The sequence below is a fragment of the Streptomyces sp. NPDC057950 genome (genome assembly GCF_042887295.1).
GTDB lineage: Bacteria > Actinomycetota > Actinomycetes > Streptomycetales > Streptomycetaceae > Streptomyces > Streptomyces kaempferi.
Genome location: NZ_JBHVPP010000050.1, coordinates 1 through 19,222 on the forward strand (window position 1 = coordinate 1; position 19,222 = coordinate 19,222).

The following is a 19,222-nucleotide window of genomic DNA, read 5'->3' on the forward strand; positions in this document are numbered from 1 at the left end:
GTTGGTGTGGTGGGTGGTGATGTAGGTGGGGGTGTGGTGTTCGGTGTAGCGGTGGAAGGTGGCGTGGAGGGTGGTGAGGTGGGTGGGGGTGGGGTGGGTGTGGGTGTGGGTGGCTTGGCGGGCGGCTTCGAGGAGGACCATGCCGGGGATGTGGTCGGTGGTGTGGTCGAAGAGGATGGGGTGGTGGGGGTTGGGGGTGAGTTGCCAGGTGTGGGGGGTGGGGGTGGGGGTGAGGACGAGGTCGAGGGGGAGGGTGCGGCCGTAGGGGGTGGGGTCGGTGGGGGGTGTGTGGGGGGTGGGGGGTTGGGGGGTGGGGTGGGTGGTGTGGGGTTGGCGGATGCGTTGGTAGGTGGTGGGGGTGAGGCAGGTGAATTGGCCGCCGCCGGTGGCGGTGGTGTGGCCGTTGCGGGTGATGTGGATGTGCATGGTGAAGTCGGCGAGGCGTTTGCCTTTGTAGCGGAGGGTGGTGCAGGTGGCGGTGAGGGTGAGGTCGGTGGGGGTGGGGCCGATGTGGAGGTGTTGGGGGTGGGTGGTGAGGTGGATGTTCCACATGAGGAAGTGGTGGTCGAGGGGGACGCCGAGTTCGGCGTGGGCGAGGTAGAGGCCGGTTTGGCGGATGGTTTCTGCGGCTTGGAGGGGGTCGTGGTGGGTGCCGTCGGGGGTGGTGTAGAAGGTGTGGGCGCGGGGCCATTGGGCGGTGAGGGTGTAGTGGTTGTCGCCGGTTTTTTCGCTGCCGGTGAGGAAGACCTCGGCGAGGCTTGAGCGGTGGACGTATTCGCGGGGGACGGTGGTGGTGAGGCGGGGCATGGGGGTGGGGGGTGGGGGTGGGGTGGTGGCTGTCCCGGGGGTGGGGGCGGGGGTGGTTTTGGGGGTGGGGTGGTTGTCCTGGTGGACGGTGAGCAGGGCCATGGGTGTCTCCGTTGCGCCGTTGGGTGGGCTGGGATCGACCGTGCAGGGTCATAAGATACGAACCTACCGGTTTTCTTTTCAAGGGTGGGCGGGGAATTTCGCGGTCGGTGGTCGGGTGTGGGGGTGGGTGGCCGGGGTGTGGGGGGTCCGGGGTCGGGGGGTGGGCGGGGTGGGGATCTTTCCGGGTAAACGGGGGGTTGTATTCCGTTCTGGTGGTGTCTTCCGTGGGTGCGGGGTGCTGTGCGAGGCTCGGTGGCGGGGGTGGTGGTGGGGGTCGGGCTCTCGCGGGTGGCGGGTTCGGGGGCTATGGTGAAACCGGCTGAGCGGTTTGGTTTGGGTGCTGTTTTGGGCGGGTCCGGACCTGCCCGGCCGGCGCCGTCACCGTCGCTGTCACCGGTACCGGCGCGAGCGCTGGCGTGAGCACTGGTACCGGCGTGAGCGCTGGCACCGGTATGGGCATGGGTGCGGGTGGTGTGAGGGTGTGGGCCGGTGCTGTGGGTGGCGGTGCTGGTGGGGGGTGCCGGGTGGGTCCGGTGCTGGTGGTGTGGGGTGTTGGGGGTGCCGGCCGGGGGTGGGCCGTGCGGGGGTCGGGGGTGGGGGTTGGGGGTTGGGGGTGGTGCGGGGTTTCGGGGCGGGTGGGTGGGGGCCGGTGTGTGGTGTCTGCGTCGTTCCTGGTGGGGGTGTGGGTGTGTGTTGGTGGTGTCCTCGTGGCGCGGTGCCGGGTGGTTGCGGCTGATGTGGTTGCGGGAGTTGCGGGTGCGGGCGGTAGGGGTGGTGGTGCTGGGGGCGTGTGGGGGTTGGTTGTCGGTGGGGTGGGGTGTGCTGTGTGGTGCTGTAGGTCGGCGTTTTGTGACGGTTTTTTGTTGTTGGTGGTTGTTCGTATTGCTGTGTTGGTTCGTGTCGTTGTGGTTTTTCCGGTGTTTTCACTGTCTGCGGGGAGGGTCTGATGGTGCGTCGGCTGGATGGGCGTGAGCAGGGTCGCGGTGAGCTGGACGGGCTGGACGGGCTGGACGGGCGGGGCGGGCTGGACGGGCGGGGCGGGGGTGAGGCGGCTGTGAGCGGGCCGGCCGGCCTGGCGGGGAGTGAGGGGGTCGGGCCGGTCGGGAGTGAGGCGGTTGTGGCTGGGCCGGTGGGGCCGGTCGGGGTTGAGGTGCCCGGGTTGGCTGGGTCGGTGGGGCTGGTCGGGGTGGAGACGGCCGGGCCGGTGGGGGCGGTCGGGGTGGAGGTGCCCGGGTTGGCTGGGTCGGTGGGGGCGGTCGGGGTGGAGACGGCCAGGTCGGTGGGGTTGGTTGGGGTGGGGGGTGGGGGGTGTCCGTTTGTGTTGGATGGGTTGGGGCGGGATGTGCAGGGGGAGGCGGCGGTGTTGCGGGGGCGGGGTGCGGTGTCGCGGGTGGTGTTGCCGGGTGGGGTGGGGGCGTGGGTGGTGACGGATGCGGGGGTGATGCGGGGGTTGTTGACGGATGGGCGGGTGTCGAAGGATGCGTATCGGCATTGGCCGGCGTGGCGGCGGGGGGAGGTGTCGGGGAGTTGGCCGTTGGCGGTGTGGGTGTCGGTGGAGAATTTGGTGACGTCGTACGGGGCGGAGCATCGGCGGTTGCGGGGGTTGATGGCGTCGGCGTTCACGGCGCGGCGGGTGGCGTTGTTGGGGCCGCGGGTGGAGGAGATCGCGGGGGGTCTGCTGGATGGGGTGGAGGAGGCGGCGGGGCGGGCTGGGGGTGGGGTGGTGGATGTGCGGGAGTTGTTCGCGTTGCCGTTGCCGGGGCGGGTGATGTTGGAGTTGTTCGGGATTCCGGAGGAGTTCCGGGGGCCGTTGCGGGAGATCATTGACGGGTTTTTCGATACGTCGGTGTCGTCGGTGGAGGCGCAGCGGAATTACCGGGCGTTGTATTCGACGATGGGGGAGTTGGTCGCGTTCAAGCGGCGTTGTCCGGGTGAGGATCTGACGAGTGCGCTGATCGCGGCGGGTGACGCGGGTGACGCGGGTGGCGCGGGTGCCGGTACGGGCGGTGCGGGTGCGGGTGGCGTGGGGGGTGGGGGGTTGAGTGAGAAGGAGTTGGTCGACAACTTGATCATGTTGTTGAGTGCGGGGTGTGAGCCGACGGTGAATCTGCTGGGCAATGCGGTGGCGTTGTTGCTGGGGGATCCGGGTCAGCTGGAGTTGGTGCGGTCGGGGCGGGTGTCGTGGGGGGATGTGGTGGAGGAGGCGGTGCGGGTGGAGGCGCCGGGGGCGAATGGGATTTTGCGGTATGCGGTGGAGGATGTGCGGGTGGGGGAGACGGTGATCGAGCGGGGGGATGCGCTGGTGATGTCGTTCGCGGCGGCGGGGCGGGATCGGGGGGTGCATGGGGAGGATGCGGATGTGTTCGATGTGACGCGGGAGACGCGGCGGGAGCATCTGTCGTTCGGTCATGGGGTGCATTACTGCCTGGGGGCGCCGTTGGCGCGGCTGGAGGCGGAGATCGCGTTGCGGGCGTTGTTCGGGCGTTTCCCGCGGATGCGGGCGGCGTTCGGGCCGGGGGAGTTGCCGCGTACGGAGTCGTTCATTTCGAACGGGCCGCGTGTGCTGCCGGTGGTGCCGGGTCCGGCGGCCGCTGCGGCTGTGTGAGCGGTCGGGGCTGCGGGACTGCGCCGGTCCGACGGGCCTGGCCTGCCGGGCGGGCCGGACGGCCTGGCCTGCCGGGCGGGCCGGACGGCCTGGCCTGCCGGGCGGGCCGGACGGCCTGGCCTGCCGGGCGGGGTGGGCCTGGTGGAGTTTGCCGGGCATGGTGGGTTGGCCGGGGTTCGGGTTGTGAGTGGGGCTGTTGTGTGTGGTGTGGGCCTGGTGGGGCAGCGTGTGGTCTGTCTGTCCGGGCCGGTGTGCGGTGTGCGTCGGGGTGTTGCGGGTGTGTCGGGCCGGGTGTCTTTCGTCTCGGGTGCTGGTTCAGCGTCGGGGCCGGTGGGGTGACGGTGGCCCGGGTGTGAGGGGTGCGGGCCGTGGCCGGGTGGTGGTCGGGGCCGGGGTCCGTCCTGGTCCGGGGGCGGCTGCGGGCGGCTGGGGGCCGTGGGGGTGCCGGCCTGTGCGGGCTGCTGCCGACTGCTGTTGTCGCTTTCGGCGGGGCCGCGTTGCGTGTGCTCTTGCGGTGTGTGTCCTGGGGTGCCCCTGGCTGTCCTCGGGCGGCGGACCCGTGGGTGCCGGGCAGGGCGCCGGCCGGGGGCACCGGCTGCAACCAGGCCTCACCTCACCTCACTTCGTCTCGCCTCGTCCTGCCTCTGTGCCGTCGGGGGCTGTCTTGTCTTGGGTTGTCTTGCTTCTTGGCTGTGGCGGCCGTGGTGGCTGTGGCGGGTGGGTTGGGGACTGTGGGTGGGGGAGTTCTCGGCCGGTGGGTGCTCGGGCCGTGCGGGTGTGGGTGTGGGTGGGGGCCGGGTGTGGTGGTGGCGGGGAGGTGCGGGGGTTTTCGTGCCGGGCCGGTGGGCTGGTGGGGGTGTGTGAACCGGGGCGGGGTGTCTTTCGGTCGTGGTGGCGTACGGCTGTGTCCGGGGGCCTGGAGGCCTGCTGCCGGGGGGAGTTGGTGATGTCGCCTTCGTGACGTTGTTGTGGTGACGTCGTGGTGGTCGTGGTCGTGGTCGTGGGGGTTCCTCTGCTGTGTGTGCCGGGGCGGTATGGCCGGCGCGCACGGAGGGCCGGCCGGGTTCGGGCCCGGGCCGGCGGGCGGTGCCTGCCGCCTTCCTTGTGCCGGGAGGGGGTGGCCTGTGTGGCCTGGTGGTTTTCCGTTCGGGGGTGGCGGTGCCGGGCACCGCTCCGGCAGGGCGGTCCGGTGTCCGGGAGGCGGTCTGTTCGGTGGTGTCCGCCGGGACGGACTTGTTCGCCCCAACCCCCGGCCCCAACCCCCAACCCCCGGCCCCAACCCCCGGCCCCAACCTCCGGCCCCGGCCCCCGGCCTGGGCGGCGGGTGGGTGCAGGGGTGTGGGTTGGGTGGTGTGGGTGGGGGCGGTGTCGGTCTCTTGTGGGGTTGTGTCGTGGTCTGGCTGTGTGGGCTGTTGGGTGGGGTTGGTGTGCGGTGGGGTGTGCGGGTGTGGTGGTTTGAGGGTGGGGCGGGGTGGGCGGGGACCGGTTGAATCCGGACTTCCGGTTGGGTGGGTGTGGGGGGTGGCGGGTGGGGGGTGGAGGTGTTGTCCGTCCCGGTGGGGGGCGGGTCGGGGCGGGGTGGTGCGGGGGTGGGCGGGGGCGGGGTTTTGAGCCGGGGCGGGGTGGTGGCGGGGGCGCCGCCCTTGTGAAAATACGGACTACCTGGTTTGGTTTGGAGTGGTTGCAAGGAAAACATCTTGCGATGGAGTGAGGAACGACCACTGGAGGGTTCGTGGTGCGGCAGGAGCGTGCGATTCGCACCCGGCGGGCGATTTTGAATGCGGCGGCGTCGGTTTTCGACGAGCGCGGGTATGAGGCCGCCACGATCGGTGAGGTGCTGACCCGGGCGGGTGTGACCAAGGGGGCCCTGTACTTCCATTTCCCCTCGAAGCAGGCGCTGGCGGAGGGGGTGCTGGCGGAGCAGTTCTCGGGTTTCACGCTGGCGCCCCGGGCGAGCAAGCTGCAGGAGCTGGTGGACATGGGGCTGTCGCTGGCGTACCGGATGCGCCGCAACCCGGTGGTGAGTGCCTCGGCGAGACTTTCGCTGGGCCAGGAGATGGGGGCCATCTTCGGCACCTGGACGATCACGACCTGGCTGGATGCGACGGAGAAGGTGCTGCGTGAGGCGCGGGAGCAGGGTGAACTGCTGCCGCATGTGGACCCGGCGGAGAGTGCGTGGGTGTTCTCGGCCGCGTGGACGGGTGTGCAGGTCTACTCCCACACGCTGGCGGGCCGGGAGGATCTGGAGCGGCGGGTGTCCGCGCTGTTCGAGCATCTGCTGCCGAGCATCGCGGTGCCCGCGGTGCTCGGGAAGCTGGTCACCGACCCGGCCCGGGCCGCCGAGGTCGCCGCCGAGGGCGAGCGGCTGGCCGCCGAGGCGGGGGAGCTGGGGGACCTGGACGAGGTCGCCGCTCCCGCCTGACACCGCACCCGCCCACCACCCCCGCAGCCCGCCCGCCCGTCCGCGGTCGCGCAGTCGCGGACGTGCAGGTCGAGGGGGCGGCGGGTGGGCGGGGTCCGGCTCCGGGCGGGTGCGAGCGGGCGTCGAGTGCCGCCGCGGAGCGTGGCGGCAGGCCGGCGCCCCCGTCCCCTGCGGCCTGCCTCGCGGCCCCTCGTCCGGCCCGCATCCCGTGCACCGCTCCGCGCACGGGTTCGTGCGTGCGGAGCGGCTCGGGCTGAGCGGCTCCGCGGGGTGGGCCGGGCGTCCGCCCGCGCGGTGTGCGGGTGCCGGGGGTGGTGGTGCGGGCTGTGGCCGGTTCTTCGGTCCGTGCGGTCCGTGTCCGTGGCCGGGCGGCCGTGATGGGGGCCGGGGGTCTGGGGTGCCGGGGCTGGTGGCGGGCCGGGCCGGTGTCTGCAGGCGGGGTGCGGGGAGCTCTCCTCGCAGTGAAACATACCGCGCGTGCGGTTTGATAGGGTGTGGCCTCGGAGTGCCCGGGGGTGTCCGCCGTGGCGGCGGGGCGGTGCGGGTCCGGGAGGAGGCGGGATGGTCAAGCAGGTTCGGGCGGCACGTACGCGTCAGGCCCTGGTCCGGGCGGCGGCCGAGGTGTTCGCCGATGACGGGTATGCCCTCGCCTCGCTGCCGGCGATCAGCCGGCGGGCCGGGGTGAGTACCGGGGCGCTGCATTTCCATTTCCCGAGCAAGGATCTGCTGGCCCGTGAGGTGGAGGCGGCGGCGACCGTCTCCCTGCAGCGGCTGGCCGCGCGGCGGGACGCGCCGCCGGGCAGGGTGCCGGGCGGCCCCGCCGGGGCGGGTGCGGGGCTGCAGTTGCTGGTGGATGTCAGCGGTGAACTGGTGCTGGGCCTGTCGTCCGACCCGGTGCTGCGGGCCGGGTTCGGGCTGGGCGGGGATCCCTCGCGCAAGAGCGGTGAGGGGCCGGGCCGGTGGTGGAGCGAGTGGGTGCACGCACTGCTGCGCGAGGCCCACGGCGCGGGCGAGCTGGCGGAGGGGGTCTCCCCGGAGGCGGCCGCGGTGGCCGTGGTCGCCGCCACCCTCGGGCTGGCCGGCCTCGCCTCCCGCCACCGCTTCCACCTCTCCCCGCATCTGGTGGAACAGTTCTGGGCCCTGCTGCTGCCCGGCCTCGCCGCACCCCCGCCCCGGCGGACGGCCCGGCCGGGCATACCCGCCGCCGACACCGGCCCCGCCCCCGCTGGCAGCCGGTCCCTCCCCGCCCCCGGTTCCTGACGTCCGGCAGCAGCCCGCCTCCCCGCGGCAGCCCGCTTTCCGGTGGCAGCCCGGCTCCCGGCGGTGGTCCGGCCTTCGGGCCGCGGTCCGGTTCTGCCGCCCGAAGGCCGGACCGCCGCCGGGGATCCGGCCTTGCTCCGGGGCGGGGGCTGCGCTCCCGCCCCGGGTAAACAGACCGCATGGTCGGGCAATGGAGAGGTCAAGTCGCGCGGGGTGCGATCCCGGAGGGCCGCTGTTCCGCCTGGCCGGGGCGTTGTGCGGCAAAAGTCGGGTTCCCTGGAGGGGGTCTCGAGTACCGGCGGAGAGAAAACACGACGACCGGTTTGAGATTGACATACCGTCCATGCTGTTTTTTACTCGGGTGTGCCGGGAAGCACGGGGACGGCAGTCGGTCCGCGGCCCGGTGGCAGGTCCCGGCAGCACGGGGCCGGCTGACGGGCCGGCAGGACGGCCCGCGGGCACACCTGAGGACCAGCAGACCGGCGGGCTTGCGGGCTTGCGGGCCTGAAGTTGCGGCGGTCTGGAGCCGGCGGGCCTGAGGGCCGGCCGGTGGACCGACGCAGCGGCGGCCACCAGGCCACCAGGCCGGTGGGTTGGTGTCCTGGTACGGGGTCCGGGTTCGGACCGGATGGTTGTGCGGCAGGGCGGCGGGGACGCGGTGGCTGGTGCGTGGTCCCGGGGTCTGGCAGATGGCGGCGAACGGACAGGGGAGACGGCGTGGACACCGACATACTCGGCACACTTGCTGTGCGGGAGAAGGGCATCTCGATCACCCCGACCGCTCCCAAGCCGCGGCAGGTGCTGGCGCTGCTGGTCCTGCATGCCGACCAGATGGTGCCGGTGGGCATGCTGAGCGAGGAGCTGTGGGGCGCGCAGCCGCCGCGCAGTGCACGGCCCACCCTGCAGACGTACATCCTGCAGCTGCGTGAGCTGATCACCGCGGCGCTGGAGAGGGATCCGGGCGGGCACCGCAGTGCCAAGGACGTGCTGCTGACCGTGCCGGGCGGGTATCTCCTCAAGAGCGGTGAGGGCAGCAGCGACGTGCGGGAGTTCGAGCGGCTGGCGGGGCTGGGCTACCGGGCGATGGACGGGGCGGATTTCCCCGGCGCGGCCCGGCACCTGCGGGCCGCGCTCGCGCTGTGGAGCGGGCCGCCGCTGGCCGACGTACAGGCGGGCCCGCACCTGGCCACCCAGGTCAAACGGCTGGAGGAGAGCCGGCTGTGCGCGCTGGACCAGCGCATCGAGGCCGATCTGCGCCTGGGCCGCCACCGTGAACTGCTCGCCGAGCTGACCGTGCTGGTCAGCCGGTATCCCACCCACGAGAGCCTGTGCGGGCAGTACATGCTGGCCCTGTACCGCTCCGGGCGCCGGGGCGAGGCCCTGGACGCCTACCAGCGGCTGCGGGCCACCCTGGTACGCGGTCTGGGCCTGGAACCCTCGGCGGCGCTGGGCAAGCTGCAGCGTTCCATCCTGATGGCCCGTCCGGACGGCTCACCCGCCACCACGACGGCCGGGGCCGCTCCCGCCGCTCCCGGCACGGGACCCGCCGGGAGCGGACGGCTCGCCGCCCCGGTCGGCTGACCCCCCCCGCACTCCCACCCCGGCCCCAACAGCATTCCCGCCCCGCCTTCATGGCCCCGACCCCGACCCCCGACCCCCGACCCCGACCCCCGACCCCGACCCCCGACCCCGACCCCGGCCTGGGCCCCGGCTTCCGGGGTGTGACTCTCGGGTCGCAGTTCTCGGGTCACCGGCCCCCAACTCACCGGCTCCGGGCGCTGGTTCCTCCTCACGGGGCCCCGGGTGCCGACGGGTGCCGACCAACCGTCCGGACCGAGCGGACCGAGCGGACCGTCCGGTGCGCCGAGCCGCGCCGAGCCGCGCCGGGCGGTCCGGGCGGTCAGGCACCGGGCGCGGCCCCCCGGGGCAGGGGCACTTGGCCGGGGCCCGTCGGGCTCGGCGCGCGGTGCGGGCCGCCGCCTCGGGGGCCGGATATGCCCGGCCGCGCCGGGCGTGCCGCGCGAAACCCGGTGGTGCCGTGCGAAACCCGGGTGGTGCCGTGCGAAGCCGCTCCCCGCCACCGGCCGCCGGCGCCCGCCGTGCCGGTGCCCGCTGGTGCCCGCCGTGCCGGTGCACGCTGGTGCCCGCCGTGCCGGTGCACGCCGGGGACATGCCGGTGCAGTCGTGCGGGTCGGTGGGATCGGTCGGGGCGGCGGGCTTGTCCGGGTCGGTCGGGCCGGCCGGTCGGGCCGGTCGGTCGGCGGGGTTGTCCGGGTCGGTGGGGTGGGCGGGGGTGTTCGGGTTCGGGGCGGTGTGCCGGTGGGGGAGCGGGGGCCGGTGTGGGCGCGAGGCGGGCTCGAGTGGGGTGGGGCAGGGTGGGGGCATCCGCGGGAGGAGGGGCTGGCATGTCGTCGCGCGTGCACGCCGGCGGGGACGCCGTGGAGGTGGCCGCTCCGGCCGGTGTGGTCTACGGGCTGCTGGCCGATGCCGTGCGCTGGCCGGTGTTCCTGCCCTCGTACGTGCACGTCGAGCGGCTGGACTTCGACGGTGTGCGCGAACGGCTGCTCGTGTGGGAGGTGGCCGAGGAGGCCGGTGCCCCGGGCGGCCACGTCCGGTCCCGGCACACCCGGCGGGTGCTGCGGCCGCAGGACCGCAGTGTCGTCTTCGAGGAGGAGGACCAGGCCCGTGCGGGCATGGTGACCTCGGGGGTGTGGACGGTACGCCCGGCGGGTGAGACCCGGTGCGTGCTGAGCCTGCGTCAGGAACGGGTGCTGCCCGTGCTGCTCGCCGCGGGCGACAGCCTCCTGCGCGGCGATGGCGCCGCCGACGTACGGCGCCGGCTCGGCCAGGTCCGTGGGGCGGCCGAGCGGTGGGAGGAACTCGACGAGCTGCTGCTGTCCTTCGAGGACCGGATCCGTGTCGAGGGCCCCGCCGAGCTGGTCTACGACTTCCTCTACCGCGTCGAGGACTGGCCGGAGCGGCTGCCGCACGTCGAGGGGACCCGGGTGCGCGAGGACACGCCGGGCATCCAGATGGTGCTGGTGGACACCTGCGCCGCGCAGGGCGCGGGGACCGTCACCACCCGGGCGGTACGGCTGTGTTTCCCGCACGCCGGGCGGATCGTCTACAAGGAGACGCGTCCGCCCCGCCTGCTCGCCGCCCACAGCGGCGAGTGGTCGCTGCTGCCGGACGCCTCCGGAGTGACGGTCGTCGCCGCCCACCGGGTGATGCTCCGGCAGGACGCCGTCGCCGGGGAACTCGGCGCGAACACCAGCCTCCTGGAGGCCCGCCGGCATGTGCACGGCTGGCTGTCCCGGGCCGACAGACAGGCACTGGGCCTGGCCAAGTGGCATGCGGAGAGCACCGTCCGCCGTCTGCGATGAACAGATGAACAGATGAACAGGAGGCCGCCCGTGGCCGTCACCCGTCCCGCCCCCCGCACCGTCCCCGCCGCCCTCCCCACCGGCCCCGGCCCCGGCCGCCGCGGTGGCGGTGTGGTGCCCGGGCCCCGCCGGGCCGTCGCGCACCGCTATGCCGCGCTGCCGCCGCCCCTGGAGGTGGCACTCGCCGCGCTGCGTCTGGAGGCCCTGCTCGGCGACCCCCGGGACGCCGCCAACCCCTACGGCCTGCCCGCCCTCACCACCTCCCTCACCACCACCGGCAGCGTCACCGGGGGTACGGGCGGTGCGGGCGGTGCGGGCAGTGCGGGCAGTGCGGGGGAGGGGCGGGCCGGGCTCCTGGCGGCGGCGGGACTTGGCCGGATACGGGCCGCCGACCAGCTGGTGCGTGCCCTGCGGCCGGTCCTGCGCCGGGACGTGGCCCTGGGACACGCGTGCGCCGCGGCCGCCGGGCTGTGCCCGGTGCCCGCCGCGCTGCTGGGCCCCGCGGCACTGCTGGCCGCCACCGGTACCGTGCTGCGGCAGGCCGCGCGGATCGTGGCCGGCCGCTGCCACGGCGAGCCGGCCCTGCGGCAGTGGCGGCCGGTGCTCGCCGCCGTCTTCGCCGACCTGCTGGCCTGCGAGAGCCTGACCAGCGTGGCGCTGCGCCGCCCGGCCGGTGCGGTGTCCGGCGCGCTGCTGCCCGCGGTGGCCGGCTATGTGGTGCCGACGGTGGTGGCCGACGTACTGGCCCAGCTCGACCTGGTCCTGACCGAATGCGGTCACGGGCCCGCCGGCCTGGAGGGCCGCATGCTGGCGAAACTGGCCGGCGACCTCCCCGCGGCCGGCGTGGACGCGGCAGCCGCCGGATCCTGGCAGACACACCTGGTACGGGCCCTGCCGGCCCTGGCCGAGAGCCCCGGCCCGCAGCACACCGCCCTCCCGGCCCTGTTCCGGCTCGCCGACCACGAACCCGACCCCGGCACCGCCTCCGGTCCGGGCCCCGGTTCCGCCGTCACCGCAGCCGCCCCCGGCACGAACCGGCAGCACGGGCACGACGGGCTGGACGGGCTGGACGGGCTGGACGGGCTGGACGGGCTGGACGGGCTGGACGGGCTGGACGGGCTGGACGGGCTGGACGGGCTGGACGGGTACGGGGGTGGGGGTGGGGACGGGGTGGTGCTGTCGGGGCTGTCGCGTGCCGCGGTCCGTCCGGCCGGCGGTGATCCGGACCGTGCCGCGCTGGCCGGTGTGGCCCGGCGGCTGCTGAGCGAGCAGCGCGCGCTGCGCCGTCCGTGCCGCGCGGCGGGTCTGGACGGTCCTGACGGTCCGGCCGTACGGGCGCTGGCGGACCGTCAGGCGCTGCTGTGGCTGGCCGCCGCCGTGCTCGGGGTCCAGGAGGGCGCCGACGGGGGGCGTGGTCTGTTCCTGGGCGGTCCGCACTGGGCGCTGCTGGCTCTGTCGGGTATCACCGAACGGCTCGGGGTGCCGCTGCCCGGCCCGGCCGCCGACCCGCGTGAACAGGTCTGGGCGGAGCTCGCCGGCCGGGTCCGGGGCGGCGTGGACTGCGACATCTACGCCACCCGGGTGCTGTGGTGAACACACACGGCCCGGCCGCCCCGGGCAGCAGCGGCCCCGCCCGCCCGCACCCCGCCCGCCCGCATCCCGCCCGCCCGCACCCCTTCCGCCCGGACGTCCCCGCCCCGGACGGCCCGGGTTCTGCCCCGGACAGGTCCGCTGCGCCCGGCCTGGACGGGCCCGCCCCGCAGGGGCCTGCCCCGCAGGGGCCTGCCCCGGGCGGCCCGGAGGGGGCCGCTCTGCCCGGCGTGCCGGGTGGCGGCGGCCCGGATCTGCCGGATCTGCAGGATCTGCCGGGCCGGGCGGGCCGGGCGGGCCGGGCGGGTGCGGGGGGCGGGGTGCTGCTCGGGCCGCCGCTGCACGTGGCCGGTCCCGAGGGTCCCTGGGAGGAGGTCCGCGACCAGCTGGCCGGCCGCGGTCACGTCCTGGTGCACACCACCTGGGGGCAGTGGCTGGCGTCCGCGCTGCTGGATCCGGGGCTGCGGGACCTGCTCGGCCGTGACTGGCCGCGCTACCGGCAGACGGCCGCGCCGGCCGGCCGGCTGCGTTTCGCCGCCTCGCGGATGGTCCTCAAGCACACCGCGGCCGCCGCCCTGCACCTGCCCGCGGACGCCCTCGACCTCGCCTACCGGCCCGGCGGCCGCCCCCATCTGCGGGGCCTGGCCGGCACCGAGGTGAGCCTGGCGCACACCGACGAGCTGATCGTGGTCGCCGTCTCGCGTACCGGGCCGATCGGGGTGGACGCCGAACCCCTCACCCGCCGGCCGTCCTTCGACCTGCTGCATTCCTACGTGTGCACCCCCGCCGAGGCCGCCGGACTCGCCGCGCTGCCCGAGGACGACCGCACGGCGCGGCTGCTGCACCTGTGGACGCTCAAGGAGGCCTACACCAAGGCACTCGGGCACGGCATGCGGCGCCGTTTCGCCGCGTTCGGCTTCAGCCGGGACGAGCAGGGCCGTACGGTCCTGGCCGACGAGCCGGCCGGCGCGCCGCGGTGGACTCTCGCCACCCACCTCGTCCACGACCGCTATCTGGTCAGCGCCGCCCACCGACCGCTGCTCCCGGTCGAGACCGCTTCGCGGCCCGCTCCACACCCGCTCGAGGAAACAGGCCTCCCACCTGCGGCGACGCTAGGCTGGCCGCTGCCGGGCAGCTCCGGCGCACAGCCGACATGACGAGAGGCGGGCGTCGTGAACCACCGTGCAGCCACCCCACCGCACACCGTCCCGCCCGCCCCCGCGCGGTCCTGTGCCGCCGGCGTCCGGCCGGGCGGCAGCTTTCGCCGCTGCCCGGCCGGACGCCGGCCGGGCACCACGACCACGGGTGTCCCCACGGTCCGCCCGGTCCGCCCGGCCCGCCCAGGTGGTCCTGCCGGGTGTGCCGGTGTGGTCCGGGCGGTGCGGTAGGGGGAGCGGGGAGCCGGTCCGCTGGTGTGCCGCGGGTGTGGTCCCTGGTTCCCGGGAGGGCGGATGAGCAGCCGGTACGCGCCGCGGGGCGCCGTTCTCGCCGTGGTCCACGAGCCGGGTGCGCCCGCGCCGGGGGGACCGTTCGTGCTGGAACTGTGCGGCCCGCTGGGCCCGGCGGACGCCGAGACGGTCGCCGCCCGTCTCGCGCAGCGCCACCGTGCCTTCGACGTCGTGCTGGACGGTCACCGGCCCGGCCGTCACATCCTGCGCCTGACCCCGCCCGCCGCCGTGCCGGGCGGCGTCCCGCTGCCCGCGGAACTGCTGGCCGACGTGCTGGCCCCGCCCCCGCCGGGCGGTGAGGTCCTCCCGGTCACCGGACACCAGCAGACCCTGCTGATCGCGGCCCTCGCCGCCGCCGGCGACCACGGCGACCACGGCGATCACGGCGATCACGGCGATCACGGCGATCACGGCGATCACGGCGATCACGGCGATCACGGCGATCACGGCGATCACGGCGATCACGGCGACCACGACGATCACGGCGACCACACGGACAGCACCAGCGGCGCGGACGGCACGGACGGCGCGGACGGCGTGCGGGGCGGGGACGGCGCGGACGGTGCGGACGGTGCGGGGGGCGGGGGCGGTCATCTGGAGCAGCTGTACTGGGACTGGTCGGGGCCGCTGGACGTGGCCCGGTTCGCCGCGGCCTGGCAGTCGGTCGTCGACCGGGAGTCGGTGCTGCGGGCCTGTTTCGACTGGGTCGCCTCGCCCCGTCTGGTGCTGCACGCCCGCGCCGATGCCGACATCGCCGTCCACTCCCGTACCGCCGTCACCTGGGCGCAGCTGCTGCGCAGCGACCGGGCGCGGGGTTTCGCACTGCACCGGCCGGGCCTGCTGCGTCTGACCCTTTTGCGGGGGGCGTCCTCGGCCGCCGCGCCGGCCCCGCCCCCGCGGGTGCTGCTGACCTACCATCCGGCGCTGCTGGACGAGCGGGGTGTGCACCTGCTGCTGCGCGAGTTCTACCGCGCCTATGCCGCGGGCGGTGTGCTGCCCGGCGGGGAACGCCGTCCCGACCTGCGTGACCACGCCCGCTGGCTGGCCGGCCAGAACACCGATGCCGCACGGCAGTTCTGGTCGCGGGCCGCGCCGCCGCGGCACGCCGCGACCCGTCCGGGCCGGCCGGGCGGGAAGACCGGGCAGCACGGGCCCGGACTCCTGCACACCCGGCTGCGGGCGGCCCAGACCTTCCGGCTGCGTTCCTGGGCGGCGCTGCGCGGCGTGGCGGAGAGCAGCGCCCTGCACCTGGTGTGGGCGCTGCTGCTGTACCGGGCGGCGGACGCGCGGGGCCCGCTGCCGGTGAGTTTCGGGGTGCAGCTGTCCGGCCGGGACATCGCGCTGCCGGGCGCCGCGGGCATCCCCGGCCCGCTGGACGGTCCGCTGCCGATGACCGTGACCGTCGACCCCGACGCGTCCCTCACCGGTCTGCTGCACCAGGTCCGTGACACGCTCCTGGACCTGGCCGCCTATCCGTGGGCCGGCACCGAGTCGATCCGCGCGTGGAGCGGCGGGGCCCCGTCCGCGTCCCGGGCCGGTCTGTTCACCGGCCCGTTCACCGACCCCTGCACCGACACCCTCGTGCGGTTCGAGGGCCCGCTCCCGCTGCCGCAGGCGCTGCGCGGTGAACTCGCCGCCCAGGGCATCGACGTGCGGAGCCCGCGCACCGCGGCCGGCGCCACCGGCCGGCCCCTGACCCTCACCGCCCGCCACGACACCGAGGGCGGTCTGGCCCTCAGCGCCGTCCACGACCGGGCCCGGCTGGCCGACGAGGACGCCGCCGCCCTGCACGCCCAGTGCGTGCGCCTGCTGCACGCGCTGCCCGGACACCGGGATGCCGCGGCCACCGCCGGGCAGCTGCTGGACGTGCTGGCGGGGGCCGCGGTCCCGCGCATGGCCCGCCCCGCCCCGCCCCCGCCGCGTCCCGCGCTGAGCGTGCTGCGGCCCGGACACCCCCACGCGGACGTGATCTGCCTGGTCGTCGTCCCCGGCGTGCCCGGGGGCAGTTACGACCTGTTCGTCCGCGGCCACCGGGGCCCGGAGCGGATCGTGGCCGTGCACGCCGAGGGCGCGCCCGGCGCGCCGCAGGCCGTGCTGCACCAGGCCCGGGGACCGGGCCGGCGGCTGGTGCTGTGCGGATGCGGTCCCGGCGGGCGGGCGGCCTACGAACTCGCCCAGCACCTGCCGTATGCCACCGGCCCCGCCGCGGCCGTGGTCATGACCGGTATCGGCGACGCCGCCGCCAGCGCGTCCGCCCTCGCCCGCGGCGTCCGCTCCGCCCTCACCCCGCCCCGCTGAATCCCTCCCCGAGTCCCGCCCCCGAGTCCCGGCCCGCCGCATCCTGCCCCGGAGCCCTGCCGAATCCTGCGCCGGGCCGCCCGCACCCGCACGTCCGGTGAGCACCCGGCGTGATCCGGGCAGGCGGCCGTCGTACGTCGGTACGCCCCACGCGCCGGTCAGCAGGCGGTCGGTGTTCTGGATCTGGAAGGTCTTCTTGCCGCCCGCCGGGAAGTCCGCGGTCCTCGTCGAGCAGTAGGCCCGGAAGTCGGCGTCGGCGAGGCCGACTTCCGGGCGAAGAGCGTCAGGTCGTACGCGGAGGACACCTGACCCTTGTGGTCGAACCCGTCGGGGCTGACCACGTGCGTGTCCAGGGCCTGCAGGTCGTCGGCCCTGGGCTGCATCCGGCAGGGCGCCAAGGCCCGTCCGGTGGGGACGCTGGTCGCGCCGCTCAGCGAGGGCGGCGCCAGGGCGACGCCCGCCGGGAAGTGGTTCGGGCAGGGCGTGGTTCGGGCGGGGTGCGGACGCTGCCGCGGTGGTGTCCCGGCGGCCACCTCCCCGCGGCGCTGCCGGGACAGCGCCGGGGCGGAGCGTCCCTGCCGTCGTTGCCCGCCGCCGGGCAGGCTCCGTCGAGCGTCGACCCGCGCGGCACGGATACGCCCGCCCCCTGTTCCCGTCGAGGAGTTGGAGAGGCGGGGTGGGCGCAGCGGGCGGTGCCGCTCCCGCGGCGGCCTCCGGACACGCGGGCGGCCCGGCCCGCTCTGATCCCGGGCCTGATGGGGGCCCGATGCGGGTTCGGTGCGGGCCGGATCCGGTGCCTGGCGGGGCGGGCGGGAGGTGGACGGCCCTGCCCCGGGCCCGGTGTGCCGGGCGGGAGTGCAGGCGCCCCCGCGCCCCGCGCCGGGCCCGGCCCGGCATCAGCTCCGGACCTGGCCCGGACCCGGCCCGGACCCGGCCCGGACCCGGCCCGGACCTGGCCCGGACCCGGCCCGGACCCGGCCCGGACCCGGCCCGGACCTGGCCCGGACCTGGCCCGGACCCGGCCCGGACCCGGCCCGGACCCGGCCCGGCGCCGGGCCGGGTCCGGGCAGGGTGACGGGGTGGTGGGGCCGGTCGGGGCCGGTTTCCTGTCGTGTCGTCACCGGCCGGGCCTTCGGGGGCCGCAGGGCCGGCCGGTGGCCGCCGCCGCGTGTGTCCTCGGCTCCCGGGGCCCGGCTCGGGCTCAGGCGGTGAACAGGTCGTAGGTGGAGCTGTGGCGCGGTCCGGCCAGGACGTCCAGCTGGGGGTCGACGGTGAGGACGGCCTGGTGCAGCCGTTGCAGCTGGGGGGAGGGTTCCACGCCCAGGTCCTCGATCAGCCGGACCCGCAGCCTGCGGTAGACCTCCAGGGCGGAGGCCTGCCGGCCGGAGCGGTAGAGCGCCACCATGGCCTGTGAGTGCAGCCCCTCGTGCTGGGGGTGACGGGCGGTCAGTTCGATGAGTTCGGCGATGAGTTCGGCGTGCCGGCCCAGCCGCAGGTCGGCGTCGATGCGCCGCTCCACGGTGACCAGCCGGCTCTCCTCCAGCCGGACCACCTCGATCTCCAGGACCGGCCCCAGGCGTACGTCGACCAGGGCGGGGCCCTCCCACAGTCCCAGGGCCTCGCGGAAGCGGGCGGCGGAGACCTCGTCGTCGCCGCTCTCGAACGCGGTCTGTCCCTCCCGCGTCAGACGGTCGTACTGGTGCACGTCGACGCTGTCGGGCGGGATCTGCAGCAGATAGCCGCCGTGCCGGGTGGCCAGTACCTCCTTGGCGCCGCCCGGTGCGCCGGGCCCCATCGCGGTGCCCAGCCGCCGGCGCAGCTGCAGGATGTAGGTCTGCAGGGTCGTCAGTGCGCTCTGCGGGGGCTGCGTCGCCCAGATCTCCTCCATGAGGGTCGGGACGGGCATCACCCGTCCGGGATACAACGCCAGCAGCGACAGGATCTGCCGCGGCTTGCCTGCGCTCGGAACGATGGATCCCCCGTTGACCTCGGCACTCAACGGACCCAGAACCTGAATCCTCACCGGTCTCCTCCGTATGTCGTCGAGCTCCTTGTCCCGTTCCTTTTGTGGCCAGAAATCCGCGCCGCCGCTCACGCTAGCCGCGGCCGTCCCTCCCCAGCGATTTCCTGGAGCCGTTCTCGAGCGGACTTCCAAGTCCGGTGTCCCACCCGCGGTCCGGGGCGCTGGAGGACGCTTGCAGCGCGGCTCGAATCGAACTCCTGATTCCGCCGTCACCGCACTCCAGACGGCTACCGTCGGCCATTTCCGCGCGCCCGCGCCACGGCCGGCGGCATCCGTAATCACCGCCGCGGGCGCCGTCAAGCCACCCCGTCCCCGCCCCGCCCCGCGCCCGCCGCGCACCGGGCCGCACGCCCCGCGCCCGCCCTCCCGGCCCGCCCCGCCGGGCACCTCCCGCGCACCCCGCACCCACGGCAACTGGCCGAAGCGTTTCCCCCACCCCAGCCCACCCCAGCCCACCCCAGCCCACCCCACCCCACCCCACCCCACCCCACTCCACTCCACCCCGGCCGCGTCCGGCCACCCCCACCCCACCGCCCGCCCCCCGCGCGCTCCGGCCGTCCGGCCCCTCCCCTCTCCTCCCCTCTCCTCTCCCGGGCCGGGTCGCACTGCCGTCCGGCGCCGCCGTTCCTCCGCCACCGGCGCGGGCGCTGTCGCTGTGGGCCTGGCCGCCGTGGCGTCGCGGGCGGCGGCGTGGAGCGCTCTTCGAGTGCAGTGAGAGCGGTTCTTGAGCGTGGTGACCGATGGTGTCCCCAAGGCTGAAGGAGGAGGGAGGAGGTATGGGCACCCCGGACCAGTACGAACCCGTCCTGCGCGTGGAACGCGGGCGGGCCGACGAAGAGGAACTGGCCGCACTCACCGTGGTGCTGCTCGCGCTCGGCGCGGGCGGCGCACCCGCCCGCCGGGGCAGGCCGGTCAACGGCTCCCGCTGGTGGAGGAGGCCCCGGGCCTACCGCGGCCCGCGCGGCTGGCAGTGACGGACCTCGCCCAGAAAGGGACCTGACATGGCAATGACCACTGCCCCCGCCCCCGTCGAGCCGGGGCCGACCGACATCCGCGGACGTGTGGCGGAACTGCACGCGATCCGTGAGGCGGCCCGGCTGGGCCCCAGCGAGAAGGCGACCGCCGCCCAGCACGCCAAGGGCAAGCTGACCGCCCGCGAACGCATCGCCCTGCTGCTGGACGAGAACAGCTTCCAGGAGGTCGAGCAGCTGCGCCGGCACCGGGCGACCGGGTTCGGCCTGGAGGCCAAGAAGCCGTACACGGACGGTGTGATCACCGGCTGGG

12 protein-coding genes are annotated in these 19,222 nt (G+C 75.2%); 10 read left to right on the forward strand and 2 right to left on the reverse strand.

Annotated elements, in window-relative coordinates:
* Nucleotides 1-909 (reverse strand): ScbA/BarX family gamma-butyrolactone biosynthesis protein (locus tag ACFVTC_RS42495; protein WP_390135178.1); only part of this gene is annotated, 909 nt, incomplete at its 3' end.
* A gap of 1,540 nt (nucleotides 910-2,449) precedes the next feature.
* Here ACFVTC_RS42495 and ACFVTC_RS42500 point away from each other — a divergent pair.
* From ACFVTC_RS42500 to ACFVTC_RS42535, 8 genes are all read left to right on the forward strand, one after another.
* The gene (locus ACFVTC_RS42500; protein WP_390135194.1) at nucleotides 2,450-3,514 is read left to right on the forward strand and encodes a cytochrome P450; all 1,065 of its coding nucleotides are present in this window, start codon (nucleotides 2,450-2,452) and stop codon (nucleotides 3,512-3,514) included.
* A gap of 1,735 nt (nucleotides 3,515-5,249) precedes the next feature.
* Complete coding sequence (locus ACFVTC_RS42505; RefSeq protein WP_381240001.1) at nucleotides 5,250-5,936, forward strand: ScbR family autoregulator-binding transcription factor; 687 nt, start codon at nucleotides 5,250-5,252, stop codon at nucleotides 5,934-5,936.
* Between the two features lie 561 nt (nucleotides 5,937-6,497).
* Nucleotides 6,498-7,196, forward strand: coding sequence for a ScbR family autoregulator-binding transcription factor (locus ACFVTC_RS42510; RefSeq protein ID WP_390135180.1), 699 nt, complete (start codon nucleotides 6,498-6,500; stop codon nucleotides 7,194-7,196).
* A gap of 717 nt (nucleotides 7,197-7,913) precedes the next feature.
* Nucleotides 7,914-8,777 (forward strand): BTAD domain-containing putative transcriptional regulator, encoded by an 864-nt coding sequence (locus ACFVTC_RS42515; protein WP_390135182.1) that lies wholly within the window; start codon nucleotides 7,914-7,916, stop codon nucleotides 8,775-8,777.
* An 824-nt stretch (nucleotides 8,778-9,601) separates the two neighbouring features.
* A complete protein-coding gene (locus tag ACFVTC_RS42520; protein WP_390135184.1) occupies nucleotides 9,602-10,579 on the forward strand; it encodes an SRPBCC family protein in 978 nt (325 codons plus the stop codon).
* Between the two features lie 30 nt (nucleotides 10,580-10,609).
* Nucleotides 10,610-12,172, forward strand: coding sequence for a hypothetical protein (locus tag ACFVTC_RS42525; protein ID WP_390135186.1), 1,563 nt, complete (start codon nucleotides 10,610-10,612; stop codon nucleotides 12,170-12,172).
* Between the two features lie 227 nt (nucleotides 12,173-12,399).
* Complete coding sequence (locus tag ACFVTC_RS42530; protein WP_390135188.1) at nucleotides 12,400-13,326, forward strand: 4'-phosphopantetheinyl transferase family protein; 927 nt, start codon at nucleotides 12,400-12,402, stop codon at nucleotides 13,324-13,326.
* A gap of 294 nt (nucleotides 13,327-13,620) precedes the next feature.
* Complete coding sequence (locus tag ACFVTC_RS42535) at nucleotides 13,621-15,915, forward strand: condensation domain-containing protein (RefSeq protein WP_390135190.1); 2,295 nt, start codon at nucleotides 13,621-13,623, stop codon at nucleotides 15,913-15,915.
* Nucleotides 15,916-17,116: 1,201 nt separating this feature from the next.
* On the opposite strand, the gene ACFVTC_RS42540 is transcribed toward ACFVTC_RS42535, so the two are convergent.
* Nucleotides 17,117-17,938: an AfsR/SARP family transcriptional regulator gene (locus ACFVTC_RS42540; protein ID WP_168525349.1), complete on the reverse strand. Its 822-nt coding sequence runs from the start codon at nucleotides 17,936-17,938 to the stop codon at nucleotides 17,117-17,119.
* Between the two features lie 776 nt (nucleotides 17,939-18,714).
* Here ACFVTC_RS42540 and ACFVTC_RS42545 point away from each other — a divergent pair.
* Both ACFVTC_RS42545 and ACFVTC_RS42550 read left to right on the forward strand, forming a co-directional pair.
* Nucleotides 18,715-18,912 carry an acyl-CoA carboxylase subunit epsilon gene (locus ACFVTC_RS42545; protein ID WP_390135192.1) on the forward strand — a complete coding sequence of 66 codons (198 nt, stop codon included), beginning with the start codon at nucleotides 18,715-18,717 and terminating at the stop codon, nucleotides 18,910-18,912.
* A gap of 33 nt (nucleotides 18,913-18,945) precedes the next feature.
* The coding region (locus ACFVTC_RS42550; protein WP_365771852.1) for a carboxyl transferase domain-containing protein at nucleotides 18,946-19,222 on the forward strand (277 nt) is incomplete at its 3' end.

Excerpts from the sequence above, each read along its gene's own strand:
- ACFVTC_RS42510 (WP_390135180.1), top strand. The coding sequence starts at position 6,498 with ATGGTCAAGCAGGTTCGGGCGGCACGTACGCGTCAGGCCCTGGTCCGG.
- ACFVTC_RS42520 (WP_390135184.1), top strand. The coding sequence starts at position 9,602 with ATGTCGTCGCGCGTGCACGCCGGCGGGGACGCCGTGGAGGTGGCCGCT.
- ACFVTC_RS42535 (WP_390135190.1), top strand. The coding sequence starts at position 13,621 with ATGAGCAGCCGGTACGCGCCGCGGGGCGCCGTTCTCGCCGTGGTCCAC.
- ACFVTC_RS42545 (WP_390135192.1), top strand. The coding sequence starts at position 18,715 with ATGGGCACCCCGGACCAGTACGAACCCGTCCTGCGCGTGGAACGCGGG.